This window comes from Halobacillus sp. AWH4_228 (assembly GCF_056158365.1).
Window position 1 is genome coordinate 2,901,340 of the sequence record NZ_JBSWTE010000001.1, and the last position, 17,359, is coordinate 2,918,698.

The window sequence follows — 17,359 nt, forward strand, 5'->3', positions numbered from 1 at the left end:
ACACCTACCTCCTATTCACGCATCTTCGGATCAAACGCATCACGCAGACCGTCCGCTAAGACGTTAAAGGCAATCATAATTAAGGAAATGACAACTGCCGGGAACAACAAGATGTGCGGATAAATCTGCAGCGACTGGAAACCAGCATTGATCAACGTACCCAATGAAGCCATCGGCGTCGGCAGTCCTAAACCGATAAAGCTTAAGAAGGCTTCAAAGAAAATCGCTGACGGGATCGAGAACATCGTGTTAATGATGATCAACCCAAGTACGTTCGGAATCAAGTGCCTTTGAAGAATCCGGCTGTCTTTCGCACCGAGTGTGCGTGAAGCAAGCACGAATTCCTGGTTTTTCAATTTCAATATTTGTCCACGGACAATCCGGGCCATCGATATCCATCCGGCTATCGCAAGGGCAATCGTAATCGATAAGATCCCGGGCTCTAAAATCAAAATCATCAAAATAACAAGAACAAGGTTTGGAATACCTACGAGAATTTCAATAATCCGCTGCATGACGTTATCCACACGGCCGCCGTAATAAGCTGAAATTCCACCGTAGGCAACACCAATCAGCATATCAATCGCTGCAGCAAGGAAAGCAATGTATAAGGATACACGCGTTCCCATCCATGTACGTGTCCACTGGTCACGACCGAGACCGTCTGTCCCAAACCAGTAGTTTTCCTGAATGTCTTTCGCTGCATAAACATCATACGTCGCTCTTACCTGGGCAGGATCACCGTCGCTGCCGTCGTTAACAACTTCTGTTTCAATGAAATCTTCCTGATTGTTAAAGCGCATCAAAGCTTTGGATTCTGCCTGCTCAAGTGTAGCGGCTGATTGGACGTCGGACAGCGTACCATCCATACCAAGCCACCCAAGCCCCTCTACCTTCGGAGGCATTTTAGAACGGGAAAGGTCCTGTTCGTATACGCCGTAATCATTCAAGTACGGTCCGAAAATTGCCAGCAGGGCTAAAATAACAAGTACAGCAAGCCCAATCATCGCACCTACGTTTTTACGAAGGCGGATAAAGGAATCCTGCCAGAACGACAGGCTCGGCCGGGTAATCTTTTCACTTTCAGTATCTGTGGTATCCACAGGAACAAATAAATCTTTATTTGGTTTATGGTTTTCCATAAATGACTACTCTCCTTCTGCCAGTCGGATTCTAGGATCAATGACTCCATAAAGCAGGTCGATGACCAGGATGATAATGATGAACATGAAAGATAGCAGCAATGTTGTCCCCATAATGATTGGGTAATCATTCACATTAATCGCTTTTACAAACTGTTCACCGATTCCAGGTACGGCGAAAATGTTCTCAATAACCAAAGAACCTGTCATCAAACTGATCGCCAATGGGCCTAAAACCGTAATCAATGGGATCAAGGCGTTACGAAGACCGTGCTTGAATACGACACCGAATTTATTGACCCCTTTGGCACGGGCAGTCACGATATAATCGGAACCCATTACCTCAAGCATTTCTGTTCTCATAAAGCGGGCAGCAATTGCAATTGGGAAGATGGCCAACGAAGCGGTTGGTAGAACAGTATACTCCCAGCCTTCCCACAAGGCAACTGGAAACCAGCCGAACTTAACGCCAATATAAAACTGCAGGAGTCCTGCGAATACAAAGGACGGAATGGACTGACCCAGCACAGCTAAAAAGGTGGACGTGTAATCCATGAATCCGTTATGGTAGATTGCAGAAACCAAGCCTAAAAGCATTCCCAGAATGACTCCAATCACCATCGCCTGCACACCAAGCTGCATGGACGGGCCGATTCTTTCCATAATGATTGTTGAAACTTCACGGTTATCGAACTGGAAGGAAATACCCAGGTCTCCCTGTACAAGATTAACCATATAATTAAAATATTGAATTGGCACTGGATCATCCAGGCCATACTTTTCCAAAACTACCTGTTGTTGTTCTTCTGACAATTTATCTGCAGCACTTAGGGGAGTACCTGGTAAAAACTTCATCAGGAAGAACGTTAAGGTAGCAATTAAGATCATCGTTATAACCAAGTAAATAAGCCGTTGAATAATATAACGAGTCATATTGAACACCTCCATTAGATAAACCACAGTCTCTTCTTATTGCCTGAATTAACTGAAAGTTGTTTATAATCAGAATAATAGGTTGACAGGGAAAAAGAGAGCATACGCCAACTCGTTGGACATATACTCTCTTCCCTATTAAGCAAGCCTATATGTGGTTGGAATCCCTCAATTATTCACCTTCGATATAAGCATATTTGTACGTGTAATCAGGACCCATTGGCTGAGCCATGACACCTTTAACATACGGCTTCCAAAGTTGAGCCTGTGCACGCTGATAAAGTGGAGCCAGAACAGCATCCTCTTGAATCAACAGTTTTTCTGCTTCTAGGAAAGTTTCGAAGCGCTCAACTGGTTCTTGTGCAAGTTCGTTATTCGCTTTTTCAATCATGCCGTCGTACGCTTCACTGGAATAACCGGTATGGTTGTTACCACCATCGGTCACCCACATGTTCAGGAATGTGTTCGGGTCAATGTAGTCAGGACCCCATCCAGCATTCTGGAAGTCATACTCCATGTTCTTGTCGCGCTCGATACGCTCTTTAAATGGTACAGACGTTACTTTAACCGTCAGTCCCTCAAGCTGCTCAAGCTGATCTTTCAGGTATGCGTCCATTTCAAGGGCTGTTTCTGTGTCACCGCCAAGGTATTCAAGCTCTACAGAATCCATACCTTCTTCTTCTTTCGCTTCGTTCCAAAGCTTCTTCGCTTCCTCAACATTTGTTTCTACAAGCTCTCCGTTGATTTCACGGAAATCTTCTTCTGTTTCAGGGTGTTTCGCGAAGTTTCCAGGAACATCGCCGCCTGCTGGAACAGAACCGTTATTCAAAATAACATCAATCATGCTTTGGCGGTCGATAACCATCTGAACCGCTTGACGTGCTTTAACGTTGCTCAGCATATCGCTTTCCTGATTCATCTTCAGGTAGAAAAGAGTCGGCTCTTCCTTCACACTGAATTCATCAGAAGTACGGTATTGATCAACAAACTCAGAAGTCAAGTTAACGCGGTCAACTTCACCTGTATCATACAAGTTTACTCCTGTAGCTGTTTCTTTAACAACTTTTACATTGATTTCTTCAAGCTGTACATTTTCTGCATCCCAGTAGTCTTCATTCTTTTCAAGCGTCCAGCCTTCCCCGTGACTCCATTCCGTCATTACAAATGGTCCGTTGGAAAGAAGGTTTTCGGATTCAAGCGCGTACTGTTCACCTTTGTCCTCAACGAACTTCTCGTTCATTGGAAGGAACGTGCCGAACGTCGTCATAGACTCAAAGTATGGAATCGGCTTTTCAAGTGTAACTTCAAATGTGTAGTCATCTACCGCTTTAACGCCAAGCTCTTCCGGAGGAACTTCTCCGTCAGCTACAGCCGTTGCATTAGCAATTACTCCACCCATCATATATGGACCGTATTCAGATCCTGTATCAGGGTTTACAGCACGCTGCCACGCGTAAACGAAATCGTTGGCAGTTACCTGATCGCCGTTTGACCAAACAGCGTCTTCACGAAGAGTGAATGTCCAAGTCAAACCGTCTTCACTTACTTCGTGTTCTTTAGCAATACCAGGCTCGGGTTGACCATTCTCGCCCAGGCGGTAAAGACCGTCTGTCGTAGATCCAAGCCATTGGAATGCAACAGCGTCTGTTGCAAGCGAAGCATCCATTGTTGGAATATCCGCTGTATCCATCAAGCTAAGTACTTGTTCCCCTGAAGCTTCAGAAGAACCTTCTGTGTCTGATGAGTCCCCGCTGTCTGCAGAATCAGACGACTCGTCCGATCCGCCGGAACATGCTGCGAGGAACATGCTTAGTGCCAGTGCCAGGACCAGCAGCAGCCAATTTGTCTTTTTCATCTTTGAAAATGACCTCCCCTAAAAATTTTCAAGAAATTATTGTGGTATTTTGTCCACATATCGAATTATACAAGTTTTCTAACTATTTTGCATTACCTTTTTTTCATGAAAATTCCCAAATTCCCATCATTATTACGTTTCATTAACACAAAATAAGACTAAATGCCTAGTTTATTTTACAAAGACTTTGGAATAAACTCTAGTAAATATTAGCCTTTCTGTATAAAAAAAGGGACGCATTGATAAGTATGTGTTGTTTAGCGCAGTTCTACGCTAAAGCCCATGTATGATTTATACATTATTTTATGTTTATTAAATATTCTGTTTCATTAACAACTTTACTCTGCCTTCATACTTGCTCTCCATGCTATAATGATGGGTGAGTTTGTCAGAAAGGTGGAGACCTTGTGAGCATCATGAGAAATAAATGGAGGATGACCGGTATTAATCTGGCGGCCGCTACTTTATTATTTATCATCCTCGCCCCTGTTTACAATCTATATCATTACATTAATCAGCTCTTCTACCTGTCCTTCTTCTATTTAGGGATCGGATTGATTGCGTGGGTGACCCGCGGTGGTTTTTTCGATGGAATCACCTATGGGTTCCGGCGCTTTACCAATAGAATGAGTAAAAACGGGGATTATATGGACGACTGGCAGGATAAGCCCCTTCCTTCTAAGAGTATCAGCGGCTCCTGGCCGCGCTTCTTCTTATTCCATGGGTTTATCTTGATGGTGGGTTTACTTATTTTACTTCTCATTTACTATCTTCTATAGCTACTTGCGGAAATGCCGGTGTTACGCTATAATACAAAATTACTTCAAACATAAGATGAAAAGCTGGGAAGAAGATTAAGTACGGTTCATCTCCCCTCTCCAGAGAGGCTGTGGCTGCTGTGAACAGCTGAGGGCATGAACGGGAACTGGGACTTCGGAGCTTCTGATAGACGTAGCATCGGCGTTAACGATTCGAGAGACTTTCGTTTGTGTAAACGAAAGTAATAAGGGTGGCACCACGGTCATTCGTCCCTTCCACAAGGAAGGGATGGATGGCTTTTTTATATTCCTGCTTTTCTTACTTATAAACTAAACCAGAGGTGAAAAAGATGACAAAAACGATTTTTTCCGGTATTCAGCCGAGTGGAACATTGACGCTCGGTAACTATATCGGGGCTATGAAACACTTTACAGAGCTTCAGGATGAGAACAACTGCTATTTCTGTATAGTAGATGAGCATGCCATTACCGTTCCGCAGGACCGTTTAGAACTTAGAAAGAACATCCGTTCACTCGCTGCTTTGTATCTGGCTTCCGGCATTGACCCGGACAAGGCGACCTTGTTCATCCAGTCTGAAGTTCCTGAACACACTCAGCTTGGATGGATGCTCCAAAGTATCAGTTACATCGGGGAACTGGAAAGAATGACACAGTTCAAGGATAAGTCTGCCTCCGGAGGTAAGGACGGCGTTTCCTCCGGCCTCCTGACGTATCCTCCTTTGATGGCTGCTGACATCCTTCTTTATAAAACAGATATCGTACCCGTCGGCGATGACCAGAAACAGCACTTGGAGCTGACACGAAACCTGGCCCAGCGCTTCAACAACAAATTCAATGACATTTTTACGATTCCGGAAGTGCGCATTCCTAAAGCAGGAGCCCGGATTATGTCCCTGCAGGACCCGACGAAAAAAATGAGTAAATCCGACGAGAACCAGAAGGGCTTCATTTCAATGCTGGATGACGAGAAAAAAATCCTGAAGAAAGTGAAAAGCGCAGTGACCGATTCGGACGGAATTGTGAAATATGATAAGGAAAACAAACCAGGGGTCTCCAACCTGCTTACCATTGAATCGGCCTGCAGCGGTGTTTCCATCAGCGATTTGGAAAAGAAATATGAAGGAAAAGGGTACGGCGACTTCAAGCAGGGGGTAGCGGAAGCGGTCATTGCCGTTCTCAAACCGATCCAGGACCGTTATGAAAGCCTGATTGACTCAGAAGAACTGGATGATATTCTTGATCAAGGTGCTGACAAAGCGTCTTATGAAGCCGGGAAGATGATCCGGAAAGCGAAAAAAGCTATGGGCCTTGGAAGAGTGAAAAAGAAATAAAATCAAAAACAGCCGGAATTGAGTGTTCTCAATTCCGGCTGTTCATATGTTGGGAAACGCGTTCATTCTCTCCATGCCAGATGGTTTCAAAAAATGGTTGTCCTTTAACCATCTTCTTACATAATTCTTCATGAACCATTGACCACCCGCTGCATGTCCCTTTATACAAACGGTCCCAGGCTTCCTGTACGCTGAACTGCTTGATGGACGCATACTGCCCCGGATCCCATTCCGTGAGCCAGTAACGTACTTCCTCAGGATGGTCCGAATTCTTCAGCTGATCAAGCGCCATCATAAGCAGCTGCTTCAACTGCCGTTCCCTGCGGGTTAAGCCGGCCATTTTACGGGGGTCCAGGGATAAAATATGATGCTCTTTCAAAATGTTTTTATCCATATAATAGGATTCCGGCATTTTCCCCTGAACCATTTCAAAAACAAGACGTTCCTGCCTTGGAATCAGACGGCTCTTCTTGACCGGGAGGGTATAGCCGATCGTGTCAAAAACGACGACATCCTTTCCATTTGTCACAACCGCAGCATACTCCACGGTCTGCCGCTCCTGGTTCTTTTTCATATACGTCTTCCGGTGGATATCCTGAAGCAGTGCCGGCGGCAGATCCTGAAGATCGTTTTCAATAAAATGAAACAGCTCATCATTCACAAACAAAAGTGGAATCTGATCGATCAATTCAATGCCGTCTTCTTTCCTCCACTCATGGAATCGGCACACATTGTACCCGTTCTCTTCACCTTCAAACCAGTTCACCCATAGATCATGCATGTATAACATTACGGACCCTCACTTTCAATCAGTGATCTCTTTTGGTTACATTATGACCATTACTGGCTTTTTTATTCTTTCAATCCATATTTTAGAAAATTAATCATCCATTAAAATCAGGGCCGTCGTGATGAGTAGAATCCCAAGAGGAAACAAGTAACATTCCAGGCGGGTTCGGATCAGCAGGAAAAATTCAATCCAGCTGAGACCTGCGGGAACAAAGTTCAAATAGGTGATGGTGATCGTCCCTCCAGCCACAGCAAAACCGAAACCGGTTAACAGCAATAACCAATACCACACAGGCAGCCTCCTCCCGGCTCGTCCTCCTACAGCTATCTTATGAAGAAAATCTTCTGGAAATGCGCGGAAATACTGAGAAATCCCAGTCTTTACAACTCTTCCATTAACAGGTACATTATTTATCAGGTACGTTTCTACTTTGAAAGGATGATGAGGTTTGAGTAATTCCCGTTCCTTGCGGAAAAGACGGAATAAACGCCGCAGACGCAAGGGGATAATCGCCCTGTTCGCTTTTATATTGCTGGCCTTCAGCAGTTATACCGCTTACGAATTTTTAGCCGGCAAGCACCGTTCTCTCAATAACCAGACCGCATCGGCCGAGAATGCCTTCTCAGAAACGACGGAAAGCCTCTATAAAGATGAATTTAAAGGTGTCGATAATGGAGATGACCAAATGATGGTTCTCCTTCTGGGTATTGACCAGAGAGGATCGGAAGTGTCCCGGACTGATACGATGATGCTCGCTCAGTATGATAAAAAGACGCAGAGTACGAAGATCGTTTCATTGATGAGAGATATGTATGTGGACATTCCAGGTCACGGCAAAAACAAATTGAATGCCGCTTTTGCCATCGGCGGACCTGAGCTCCTCCGCGAAACAATCGCTGAAAACTTCGGTATTGAAGCCGAGTACTATTCGATCATAGATTTTAACGGTTTTACCGAAATTGTGGACACCCTCTCCCCTGACGGAGTAGAAATTGACGTAGAGAAAGATATGCAGTATACGTCCGGGGACGGCTCAACCAACATTGACCTCGAGCAGGGAAGCCGGATTTTATCCGGAGATGAACTGCTTGGCTATGTCCGCTTCCGTAGTGATGCTTCGGGAGACTTTGGCAGAGTGGAGCGGCAGCAGAAGGTGATTCAAATTTTGAAGGACGAACTATTGTCTGTGCAGGGCGTTTTGAAAGCTCCCCGCCTCGTCGGATCCATCCAGCCTTACATCGACACCAATCTAAGTGGAACAAGCATCCTGAATGCCGGGAAGGATATTCTTTTCCAATCTTCCGGGAGCATTGACATGATGAGTGTTCCAACAAATGATAACGTGTGGAATGAACGCAAGGACTATCCGGTCGGCCTCGTGTTGAATCATGATTTTGTAGAGACCGCTCAGACGTTGGAAGAATTTTTCGAAGAAGACAAAGAGTCCGATGTGTCATAACGACACACCGGACTCTTTTTTATTAATCCTGATATTTTTGGAAGATCAGACTGACGTTATGTCCGCCGAAACCGAGGGAATTACTCATCACCGTGTTCACGTCCTGGTGACGGGCTTCGTTCGGTACATAATCCAGATCACATTCCGGATCCGGTGTTTCATAATTAATCGTTGGAGGCAGAATGCCATCATTGATCGCTTTCAATGAAATAACCGCCTCAACGGCACCAGCGGCTCCCAGCAGGTGACCGGTCATCGATTTTGTAGAAGAAATCGCCAGTTTTCCGGCATAATCCTGGAATACGGTCTTCGCCGCATGGGTTTCAAATTTATCATTCAGTTCTGTAGATGTTCCATGAGCGTTCAAATAATCGATATTCTCTGGTTTCAGGCCGGCATCACCGATGGCTTGAAGCATAGCTCTTGATGCGCCTTCGCCTTCCGGGGCTGGAGACGTAATGTGATACGCATCTCCTGTCGAGCCGTAACCTGTGATTTCGCCGTAGATTTTCGCTCCGCGTTTTTTCGCAGATTCCAATGTCTCAAGAATGAGAATCCCGGCACCTTCACCCATAACAAAACCGTCACGGTTCTGGTCAAACGGGCGGCTTGCTGTTTGTGGATCTTCATTTAAGGACAGTGCACGGGCGGATGCGAACCCTGCGAAGGACATTTTGTTCATTGGTGCTTCCGTACCACCCGCAATCATAATGTCCGCGTCTCCACGCTGGATGACCTTGTAGGCATCTCCAATCGAGTTGGCACCTGAAGAACAGGCCGTTACCGTACAGGAGTTGATCCCTTTCGCACCGAGAGAAATCGACACCTGTCCCGCAGCCATATCCGGAATCATCATCGGGATGAAGAATGGACTGACACGACGGTATCCTTTCTGCTGGAAAGTCTCAAACTGGGACTCATACGTTCCCATGCCTCCGATACCGGATCCGATCCACACACCGGTACGCAGCGCAATTTCTTCTGTGATTTCAAGGCCGGCATCTTCGACGGCCATATGAGAAGCAGCCATGGCGTATTGAACAAATGGATCCATACGGCGCGCATCTTTACGATCCACCCACTTGGAAGGGTCGAAATCCTTCAATTCCGCAGCGACATGCACCGGGTAATCGTCTTTATTTACTTTTGTGATTTCTCCGATACCGGAAACGCCGTTTTTTATACTGTTCCACATATCTTCCACTGTATTACCGACAGGAGTTACGGCTCCCATTCCAGTAATGACGACACGTTGTTTATCCATGAAAATTCCTCCTTGGTTACTTACCCCATCGAAGAGCTACGGCGCCCCATGTGAGACCACCGCCGAATCCGACAAGAACTACTAGATCATTATCTTTAATTTTACCTGCCTTCACGTCCTCTGACAAAGCGATCGGAATTGAAGCAGAAGAGGTATTTCCATAACGTTTAACGGCTGTAGACATTTTCTCTTCTGGTATCCCAAGACGCTGGCGGGCCGCTTCCATAATACGAATGTTGGCCTGGTGAGGCACCAGGTAATCGACATCCTGTTCACTTAAGCCGATCTTTTTAACCACGTTCACGGATGATTCCGGCATTTGACGAACTGCGAACTTGAATACTTCCCGACCATTCATCTGAAGTTTTGCCTCGGGTTTCTGATATAGATGCTGGCCGCCTGATCCGTCAGAGCCAAGCTCAAAGGAAAGAATCCCCTTGTCCTCACTGACAGGACCGATCACAGCTGCACCCGCGCCGTCCCCGAAAAGAACACACGTATTACGATCGCTCCAGTCCGTAATTTTAGACAGTTTCTCAACACCGACAACGAGTACATTCTGATAAGCGTTTGATTCAATGAATTGTTTCGCTGTTATGACACCGTACATGAACCCTGCACAGGCCGCACTCAAATCCATAGCGGCCACTTTTCTCGCTCCAAGCTTTTCCTGAAGAACGGTGGCGACCGAAGGGAAAGGCGTGTCAGGAGTGACGGTGGCTACAAGGATCATATCAATGTCCTGAATGTCCAGACCAGCATCCTTCAAAGCTTCCTGAGAGGCGCGGACAGCAAGGTCAGAAGTGTCCATATCATCGGAAGCGATGCGGCGCTCTTCAATTCCTGTCCGCGTCCGGATCCATTCATCACTTGTATCTACTATTTTCTCCATATCTTTGTTGGTCAATACTTTTTCAGGCGTGTAGTGTCCTATTCCTAAGAATCCTGCCTTCATATGTTCATCCCCTTAAAGGTAATATCTAATATCAATTCTTATGACTTGGTACTAATTCTAATTCATACAGAACATTTCTGCAAGCACACCGCCATCTCCTCCCCTTTTCAAAAAATCATGATATTTCCAACCGTATTAAAAAGCCGCCCACATGGCCGGCGTTCCTGCTCATATTGTAGAAATAAGGAGGTGTATCATGAATGACCAAGCGTAAATCATCCCCGTTTGATGATTTCTGGGGATTCAACAATAAAGATAACAAGGAAGATAAGGAAAAGGAGTCTTCCCTCCACTTCCCTGACTTATTTCAGGAAGCTTCGAAAACATGGAAATCCATTTCTCCAATGATGAAGCCGTTTATGGATAAATTTAAGAAATGAACGAAAAAAGACTTTGAAGGCAGATGCCTCAAAGTCTTTTTTCACTGCGGGAGCGTGCCCGTTTCCTTATAGTTTTCCACTTCCGCTTCCAGATTCTCCTGGAATTCTTCCGGAACGACAGGACTGAATTCCCCCATCGTAATCGCTCCTTCACTGAAATCAAAGGTAAGTGCTTCTCCGGGAAGGTCTCCGTTGAAATAACGTTCCATAGCCAATTTGTATACTTCATCAACGTTTTGAACCGTGCTCGTCAAAACCGTTTGAGCAGCAATGGAGGACTGGTCTTCCAAGTAACCGACTGCAAGACGGCCATCATCCCTCGCCTGTTCGATAATGGGCACCGCAAACAAATCACCCGCCGGATAAAAAACGTCAGCTCCCTTGTCCCTCATTCTTTCATACTGCATAAGAGCAAGTTCAGTGTTTTCCCAGCTGTTCAAAAGAGCCACATCGACGTCAGCCTCCGGATTCTGATATTTCACACCCTCATAAAATCCTTCCACCTCGGGCTGCCATTCAAAAGCACCGATCAAACCAACTTGATCCGCCTTCGTCATTTCACCGGCGACCATGCCTCCGAAAAACCCCATCGCCCTTGCATCAAAGTTCAGGCTCGTTACGTTTTCTGCGGCAAACTGCCCGTTAAAGTATATGAAATCAATCTCAGGATACGCTTGATGCAGTTCACGAAAGTAACTGCCATAGATATTGCTGTGTCCGAAAATCACCTCGGCTCCCTGCTGAACAAGCGCTTCCACAGCTTCCGCCGATTGCTGGTAGCTGCGGATTTCTTCTTTATAATAGATATCCACCCCATACTCTTCCTGAATTGCCTGCAGCCCCCGGTACCCCTGCTGTCCCCAGGATTGATCGTCAATCGAAGTTTCCACGAGAAGGCCGACATCGACGTCTTTTTCATATCCAGGGAACCATTGGCAGCCAGCTAGAAAAACAATCAGAAGCAGAATCATGATGACTCGATTTTTCAACGGTATGCACTCCTAAACCCCTGCGGCTAGTCTATCCCTATATTCTACATCTTTTTCAAAGAGAACGCTATGCCGCGGGGGCAGGGGGTCAACAAAGGAGCTGCCAGCTGTGAAAGACGGCTTCGATCCGCTGTTCCATCAATTCCTCATCTACGACATGGCCGGAAAGCTGAAAAGGCTGATTGCCTAAAAGGCTCTTGGATAAGTCGTTCAAGAAGTCTCCGATATACACCGCTTCTTTCTTCTTGATCCATGATTTCAACTGCTCCGTGTCCTGAATACCAAACCGCTGAAGATCCATCCATTCACCATACAGGGCGGGAAGTTTCACCCAGAGCGTTTCTCCGTTTTTCCGGACAAGGAGGTGATGATCGACATATTCCACAGAGGCTTCCTTCTCTGTCCCCTGCACGTGGTTTTCTTTATCTTCCCTTTGGAAAAAATGCTGAAAATTACTATTCCGGCCGACATACATATATAAGAAATCACTCTGATTCGTTTCAATAGGATCGATCCCGATCACTTCCACGCCTTCCTGAAGAAGATAGGATGTGATATGAAATCCAATCCAGTGAAAGCACGGCTGGACGGTTACAAGCATAGAAAATCACTCCTTCTTTATCTTCCTACATCCTATTCCACCTGATGTCTTTTCATGAAGCGATTTCATATTTCTTTTTTTTCGACATTCTGCTACTATAGAAATAGATTGCGTAAATGAGGTGAGTAACGATGCGGATGATATGGACAATTCTATGGGCTTTTGTATTAAGTTTTATGTCAGCGTATGTGATCAGCAACATGGCCGGAGGCAGTTTCGCTTTCAGCCAGGTGATTGTGATGACCATTCTTTTCACATTAGCCGCTGTTGTACTTGGGGACGGTCTGATCAAGGACGAAGCTTGAGCCAAAACGCTGCTATCTTCGGATGGCAGCGTTTTTATGTGTCTGAACAGCTGAGGATATGAATAAATAGACCGATTGTACATAAAAATCAATCAACGATATAGTGGATAAAGCTATGGTTGATCTGGGTAGGAGGAGAAAAACATGGAAGAAATATGGCTGATTATTAAATACTTATTTCTCGGGATATTCCAGGGGTTTACCGAACCCATCCCGATTTCATCAAGCGGACACCTCGTTATCGTACAGGAGCTGCTCGGTTTAAACCTGAAGGGGCTCACCTTTGAGGTTCTCGTAAACTTCGGCTCTCTTGTCGCCGTCCTCATTATTTACAGAGAAGATCTGATCCGTTTGTTCAGAAACGGCATCGGCTACATCATGACAAGAGACAGCCGGCAGAAAGATGATTTTGATTTCGTCCTGTATTTGTTTATCGGAACCATTCCTGCAGGTGTTCTCGGCGTTTTACTTGGAGATGCGATTGAAACCTTATCCAGTGTTCAGACGGTTGGAATCACACTGATCATTACAGGAATCGCCTTATGGCTCATCCGTAACATGAAAGGCAGAAAAGGCGACGGGCAGATGACATGGAAGGATGCGCTCATCGTTGGTATGGGACAGGCGGTTGCCTTGATCCCCGGTATCAGCCGGTCAGGAGCGACCATTGTTGCGGCTATGTTCCTTGGCATGAAACAGGAAACCGCGCTGCGCTTTTCTTTTCTTCTGTTCATCCCTGTCAGCTTAGGGACGATGCTTCTTTCGATGGATGATGTCATTGCGGATGCCGGCGGTTCTACAGGTACGTGGATTGCCTATTTTGTCGCCTTTGCCGGTTCGGTAGTCGCTTCCTATTACTCCCTTCGCTGGTTCATGAACATTATGGAGCGGGGAAACTTAAAATACTTCGCTTTCTACTGCTTCATCGTCGGCGGACTTGTCGTTTTATTCTTATAAGTGTAAAAGAGGCGTTTCACACAGATGTGAAACGCCTCTTTATTTTGTAGAAATGGTCAACGTCTTCAGGAGCTCTCGTTCCCCTCCTCTCAAATGGAGGGGTGGTTTTCAACCTCCACTGACAGGAGGCAGAAAGGCAATCGTGTCGCCTTCTTCAATTTTATGTTCCCGGCCGGCGAACTCTTCATTGACCGCGACCATACTTGTTTGAAGCTGGTCACTTGGGCAGACTTCAAAGACCTTCTTTTTCACTTCCTCTACCGTCAAGCCGGCAAGATCCATATCAACGTTTTCCGTACCGGCGGCTTCTTTCAAACCGGCAAAAAACAACAGCTGATTCATCGGCTTTCCTCCTTCGTCGGCACTCCAGGTTTGGTTTCCTTCTGATTCCCGATCCACTCTTCGCCATCTTCCCAGTGTTCTTTCTTCCAAATCGGAACAATTTGCTTGATCCGTTCGATGGCATACCGGCTTGCCGCATAGGAAGCGTCCCTGTGCGGGGTGGAAACAGCAATCACAACAGCGATATCCGTGATATCCAGGCGGCCTGTACGGTGGGCCATCACCGTTGTTGTGCCCGGCCACTGCTGTTCTATCTCGTCAGCAATCTGCTGAAGCTTCTTTTCTGCCATGGATGGGTACGCCTCATAGTGTAAATGCAGTGTTCTTTTCCCTTTTGTAAACTCACGGACCGTACCTATGAACGTGTTGATTGCCCCTGCATCCCTTCGCGTCACCCTGGCAATAATATCACCGGGAGACAAAGGTTCATCGGTCACCCATACTTGTTTACTGTTCACGTCTCTCCTCCCCTTTCGCCAGACGATAAACCTCCGACAGACGCTTTCTCCAGTCTTTCAGTGCTATCACTGGAAAAGGAACATCCGCGGTCACCGCTTCATTCCATGTAATGACCAGCTGGATATTGTGCAGCTGATCGAGAAGTTTTAGATCTTCTTCCCTTTTTATGATGACAGCTTTCGGGTAGGCTTCGTTCTTATACCCTTCCACAGCAATTAAATCCGGATCAAACTGGCGGTATAAAAAAATAAGCTTGTCGAGCGTATAGTCCTCTTGATGGGACAACTCAAGCTGAAAACGTCCGGAACTGTCGACCCCTGTCATAAAGGCACCCGCCTCATGAAGGCGGCAGCTGTCTGTTTCATGATGCATCACCTTCAATGGTTCTTCATGGGTGTGACGCTTGATGGCGGCAGTTTTTTCTCCACGCTCTGCTCCGAATGCAATCAAATCGGAGAGCAGGGATGTTTTTCCGCTGTTTTTATACCCGACGATTTGGAAAACCGGGGCTTCATTCATGTCGTTCCCTCCCTCTCGTATTCACGAGCAGGCATGGCAGGCTTTCCCTACCCCAACCCAAATGCTTCACTTATGTAAAAACCCCTGCCGCATTTCATACGGCAGGGGCCTCACCTTTCATCAATCCGGAATTCCAAGAGCGATTTTCGCATAACGGCTCATGCGGTCCTTCGTCCAAGGTGGATTCCAAACAATGTTTACGGTAATCTCATTCAATTCAGGCAGATCAGCAAGTGCGCGCTTAACGTCCTGCTCAATGTGTCCTGCGAGCGGGCAGCCCATGGCAGTCAAGGTCATTGTCACCTTTGTGTCTCCGTTGTCTTCTATATCAACACCATAGACAAGACCGAGGTTGACAATATCAATGCCGAGTTCCGGGTCAATGACATTCTCAAGGGCGCCCATTGCGTTTTCTTCCAATGCAGTTGTACTCACTTAAGTTCCCCCTTTACAGTATTTCAAACTCTATTATAAACAAAATATTGGAGATAATAAAATAATCCCGCTGTTACAGCACAAGTTCCAGCCAATTGACCATTTCAACCATTCCGAACCGGCTCACTTTATGGTCCCGTCCCACTTCTCTCAGGAAACGGATATTTTCTGGATTTTTATACTGTTTGATCGCTTCATTATAGAAGTCGTACGAATGCTCAAACGGCACAACTGGATCGGCATCCCCGTGCCAGAAGAACAGCGGCCGTCCAAACAGCTTATCCATCTGTCTGGAAAGGTCGATGCCTGCCAGGGAATCATACATCTCATCCAGATCCTCCTGACTTAGAGGCACATGAAGACCTGCCTTCTCCGCTCCTTTGATGGTACGCTCTGCAAAATCCACAATTTTCGGTGACCCCATCATGACTGCTGACGCCTGGATCCATGGATACATCGTCAAAGCTGCGCTTGTCGTGATTCCACCCATGGATGTGCCTCCTACGCCGATACGACGGTCAAGAATCAGATCAAGGCGGTCAAGTTCATCCTTCAGATCCTGCAGATCCTTCAGGTTTTGATACACGATGTCCCAGAACTTCATATCCAGTTCCTTTTTTGAAAGGTCCTCTTCCCGCTCTCCGTGAAAGGCGCTGTCCGGCAGAACTACACGGAAGCCTTTCTGCGCGAGCATATAAGCCTGTGGAAGATTGTGCTCCTTTGCACTTGTGAAGCCGTGAAAATAAATGAATACAGGGAGCGGCTGGTCCTGTTTTTCTGTATCTACAATGGTAAGTGCTGGTACGTTTTTGTATGAATTACGGTATATCCCTATCATTGCGGCTGGTTCCTTTCTGATAATCTTTACTTGGCCTTAAGGCATGTTTAATAAAAACGGTCTATAATTTATCGTAACACTGCGGTTCTTGATTGGAAAGTGTTAGGTCATCAAGGAGGATATTCTTTACAATCCATTACCTGACCGATAAACTATACATACAAAATGAGGTGAATAGTATGAAACAGCATTTAATTGCATTGGATTTAGACGGTACTCTTTTGACTGACGAGAAAAAAATCAGTGAAAAAACGAAGGGCATCGTTCAAAAGGCCATGGATCAGGGGCACATCGTTGTCATCGCTACAGGCCGTCCACACAGAGCAAGCATCGATTTCTACCATGAACTTGGACTGGAAACACCGATGGTCAATTTCAACGGGGCCCTGATTCACCATCCTTCCGACCACCGCTGGGATGCGATCCATTCTCCTTTAGGGATCCGCACCGCACATAAAATCATTCATACCTGCCAGGAACTGGGCGTCAAAAACATCCTGGCGGAAGTGAAGGATCAAGTATACCTTGACCAATATGACGAAGATATTATGAGTATTTTCCAGACGAAAAATGATCCGATTACGGTCGGGCGTCTGCAGGCCAACTTGAAAGATGACCCGACTTCCATTCTCATTCATCCGGAAGAGAAAAAAATTAAAGCGATCCGTGCGGAACTGGATGAACACGCTGCGTTGATCGACCACCGCAAATGGGGCGCTCCCTATCACGTAATCGAAATCGTAAGGGCAGGGCTGAACAAGGCGGTCGGCCTGGATAAGATCTCCCGCTATTTCCACATTCCGCAGGACCGGATTATCGCATTTGGTGATGAGGATAATGATCTTGAAATGATCGACTATGCCGGAGTAGGCGTTGCTATGGGGAATGCGATCAACGAATTGAAGGACGTCGCCAAACACATCACCGGCACGAACGAAGAAGACGGCATCGGGGCGTTTCTTGATCAGTACTTGAGCCTCAATAAACGGGCGATCTAAAGGAAATGGTTTCCTCGGTTAAAACCAC

The 17,359-nt window shown here is 46.1% G+C and carries 21 protein-coding genes and 1 other annotated feature; of the genes, 7 read left to right on the top strand and 14 right to left on the bottom strand.

Annotated elements, in window-relative coordinates; all coding sequences use genetic code 11:
• Positions 1 to 11 precede the first annotated feature (11 nt).
• From opp3C to ACXADP_RS15035, 3 genes are all read right to left on the bottom strand, one after another.
• Positions 12 to 1,142: an oligopeptide ABC transporter permease gene (gene opp3C / locus ACXADP_RS15025; RefSeq protein ID WP_474967862.1), complete on the bottom strand. Its 1,131-nt coding sequence runs from the start codon at positions 1,140 to 1,142 to the stop codon at positions 12 to 14.
• Between the two features lie 6 nt (positions 1,143 to 1,148).
• Complete coding sequence (gene opp3b, locus ACXADP_RS15030) at positions 1,149 to 2,075, bottom strand: oligopeptide ABC transporter permease (RefSeq protein WP_474967861.1); 927 nt, start codon at positions 2,073 to 2,075, stop codon at positions 1,149 to 1,151.
• 172 nt (positions 2,076 to 2,247) lie between these two features.
• Positions 2,248 to 3,930, bottom strand: a complete 1,683-nt coding sequence (locus ACXADP_RS15035; RefSeq protein WP_474967860.1) for a peptide ABC transporter substrate-binding protein — start codon at positions 3,928 to 3,930, stop codon at positions 2,248 to 2,250.
• A 416-nt stretch (positions 3,931 to 4,346) separates the two neighbouring features.
• Here ACXADP_RS15035 and ACXADP_RS15040 point away from each other — a divergent pair, with 416 nt between their 5' ends.
• Together ACXADP_RS15040 and trpS are read left to right on the top strand one after the other, a co-directional pair.
• Positions 4,347 to 4,709 carry a DUF3899 domain-containing protein gene (locus tag ACXADP_RS15040; RefSeq protein ID WP_474970363.1) on the top strand — a complete coding sequence of 121 codons (363 nt, stop codon included), beginning with the start codon at positions 4,347 to 4,349 and terminating at the stop codon, positions 4,707 to 4,709.
• Positions 4,710 to 4,765: 56 nt separating this feature from the next.
• Positions 4,766 to 4,966: a binding site (T-box leader), on the top strand.
• A 72-nt stretch (positions 4,967 to 5,038) separates the two neighbouring features.
• A complete protein-coding gene (trpS, locus tag ACXADP_RS15045) occupies positions 5,039 to 6,040 on the top strand; it encodes a tryptophan--tRNA ligase (protein ID WP_474967859.1) in 1,002 nt (333 codons plus the stop codon).
• 28 nt (positions 6,041 to 6,068) lie between these two features.
• On the opposite strand, the gene ACXADP_RS15050 is transcribed toward trpS, so the two are convergent.
• Entirely contained in the window at positions 6,069 to 6,830 is a 762-nt protein-coding gene (locus ACXADP_RS15050) for a DUF3603 family protein (protein ID WP_474967858.1), read from the bottom strand.
• Between the two features lie 90 nt (positions 6,831 to 6,920).
• Complete coding sequence (locus tag ACXADP_RS15055) at positions 6,921 to 7,121, bottom strand: YuzI family membrane protein (RefSeq protein WP_160834913.1); 201 nt, start codon at positions 7,119 to 7,121, stop codon at positions 6,921 to 6,923.
• 157 nt (positions 7,122 to 7,278) lie between these two features.
• Between ACXADP_RS15055 and ACXADP_RS15060 the strand changes: the two genes are divergently transcribed.
• On the top strand, positions 7,279 to 8,289 hold the full coding sequence (locus tag ACXADP_RS15060; RefSeq protein ID WP_474971844.1) for an LCP family protein: 1,011 nt from the start codon (positions 7,279 to 7,281) through the stop codon (positions 8,287 to 8,289).
• 22 nt (positions 8,290 to 8,311) lie between these two features.
• Here the strand turns inward: ACXADP_RS15060 and fabF are convergent, their stop codons facing one another.
• Together fabF and ACXADP_RS15070 are read right to left on the bottom strand one after the other, a co-directional pair.
• Positions 8,312 to 9,553 (bottom strand): beta-ketoacyl-ACP synthase II, encoded by a 1,242-nt coding sequence (gene fabF / locus ACXADP_RS15065; protein ID WP_474971845.1) that lies wholly within the window; start codon positions 9,551 to 9,553, stop codon positions 8,312 to 8,314.
• A gap of 16 nt (positions 9,554 to 9,569) precedes the next feature.
• Entirely contained in the window at positions 9,570 to 10,508 is a 939-nt protein-coding gene (locus ACXADP_RS15070) for a beta-ketoacyl-ACP synthase III (RefSeq protein WP_474967855.1), read from the bottom strand.
• Between the two features lie 200 nt (positions 10,509 to 10,708).
• Here ACXADP_RS15070 and ACXADP_RS15075 point away from each other — a divergent pair, with 200 nt between their 5' ends.
• Positions 10,709 to 10,888 (top strand): hypothetical protein, encoded by a 180-nt coding sequence (locus tag ACXADP_RS15075; RefSeq protein WP_474967854.1) that lies wholly within the window; start codon positions 10,709 to 10,711, stop codon positions 10,886 to 10,888.
• Between the two features lie 41 nt (positions 10,889 to 10,929).
• On the opposite strand, the gene ACXADP_RS15080 is transcribed toward ACXADP_RS15075, so the two are convergent.
• Both ACXADP_RS15080 and ACXADP_RS15085 read right to left on the bottom strand, forming a co-directional pair.
• Positions 10,930 to 11,877, bottom strand: a complete 948-nt coding sequence (locus tag ACXADP_RS15080; RefSeq protein WP_474967853.1) for a BMP family ABC transporter substrate-binding protein — start codon at positions 11,875 to 11,877, stop codon at positions 10,930 to 10,932.
• Positions 11,878 to 11,965: 88 nt separating this feature from the next.
• A complete protein-coding gene (locus ACXADP_RS15085; protein ID WP_474971846.1) occupies positions 11,966 to 12,478 on the bottom strand; it encodes a hypothetical protein in 513 nt (170 codons plus the stop codon).
• Between the two features lie 131 nt (positions 12,479 to 12,609).
• On the opposite strand from ACXADP_RS15085, the gene ACXADP_RS15090 reads away from it, so the two are divergent.
• Together ACXADP_RS15090 and ACXADP_RS15095 are read left to right on the top strand one after the other, a co-directional pair.
• On the top strand, positions 12,610 to 12,783 hold the full coding sequence (locus ACXADP_RS15090) for a DUF2929 family protein (RefSeq protein ID WP_084162939.1): 174 nt from the start codon (positions 12,610 to 12,612) through the stop codon (positions 12,781 to 12,783).
• A gap of 144 nt (positions 12,784 to 12,927) precedes the next feature.
• On the top strand, positions 12,928 to 13,740 hold the full coding sequence (locus tag ACXADP_RS15095; protein WP_474971847.1) for an undecaprenyl-diphosphate phosphatase: 813 nt from the start codon (positions 12,928 to 12,930) through the stop codon (positions 13,738 to 13,740).
• A 108-nt stretch (positions 13,741 to 13,848) separates the two neighbouring features.
• On the opposite strand, the gene moaD is transcribed toward ACXADP_RS15095, so the two are convergent.
• The 5 genes from moaD to ACXADP_RS15120 form a co-directional block, all read right to left on the bottom strand.
• Entirely contained in the window at positions 13,849 to 14,082 is a 234-nt protein-coding gene (moaD, locus tag ACXADP_RS15100; protein ID WP_474967850.1) for a molybdopterin converting factor subunit 1, read from the bottom strand.
• Positions 14,079 to 14,540: a molybdenum cofactor biosynthesis protein MoaE gene (locus ACXADP_RS15105; RefSeq protein ID WP_474971848.1), complete on the bottom strand. Its 462-nt coding sequence runs from the start codon at positions 14,538 to 14,540 to the stop codon at positions 14,079 to 14,081. Before ACXADP_RS15105 ends, moaD begins: the two co-directional genes overlap by 4 nt.
• The gene (gene mobB / locus ACXADP_RS15110) at positions 14,530 to 15,060 is read right to left on the bottom strand and encodes a molybdopterin-guanine dinucleotide biosynthesis protein B (protein ID WP_474971849.1); all 531 of its coding nucleotides are present in this window, start codon (positions 15,058 to 15,060) and stop codon (positions 14,530 to 14,532) included. The genes ACXADP_RS15105 and mobB overlap by 11 nt, the downstream gene beginning before the upstream one ends.
• A 120-nt stretch (positions 15,061 to 15,180) precedes the next feature.
• Positions 15,181 to 15,465, bottom strand: a complete 285-nt coding sequence (locus ACXADP_RS15115) for a metal-sulfur cluster assembly factor (RefSeq protein WP_035531397.1) — start codon at positions 15,463 to 15,465, stop codon at positions 15,181 to 15,183.
• A gap of 103 nt (positions 15,466 to 15,568) precedes the next feature.
• On the bottom strand, positions 15,569 to 16,333 hold the full coding sequence (locus ACXADP_RS15120) for an alpha/beta fold hydrolase (RefSeq protein ID WP_474909131.1): 765 nt from the start codon (positions 16,331 to 16,333) through the stop codon (positions 15,569 to 15,571).
• 179 nt (positions 16,334 to 16,512) lie between these two features.
• Between ACXADP_RS15120 and ACXADP_RS15125 the strand changes: the two genes are divergently transcribed.
• Entirely contained in the window at positions 16,513 to 17,331 is an 819-nt protein-coding gene (locus ACXADP_RS15125; RefSeq protein WP_474971850.1) for a Cof-type HAD-IIB family hydrolase, read from the top strand.
• Positions 17,332 to 17,359 lie beyond the last annotated feature (28 nt).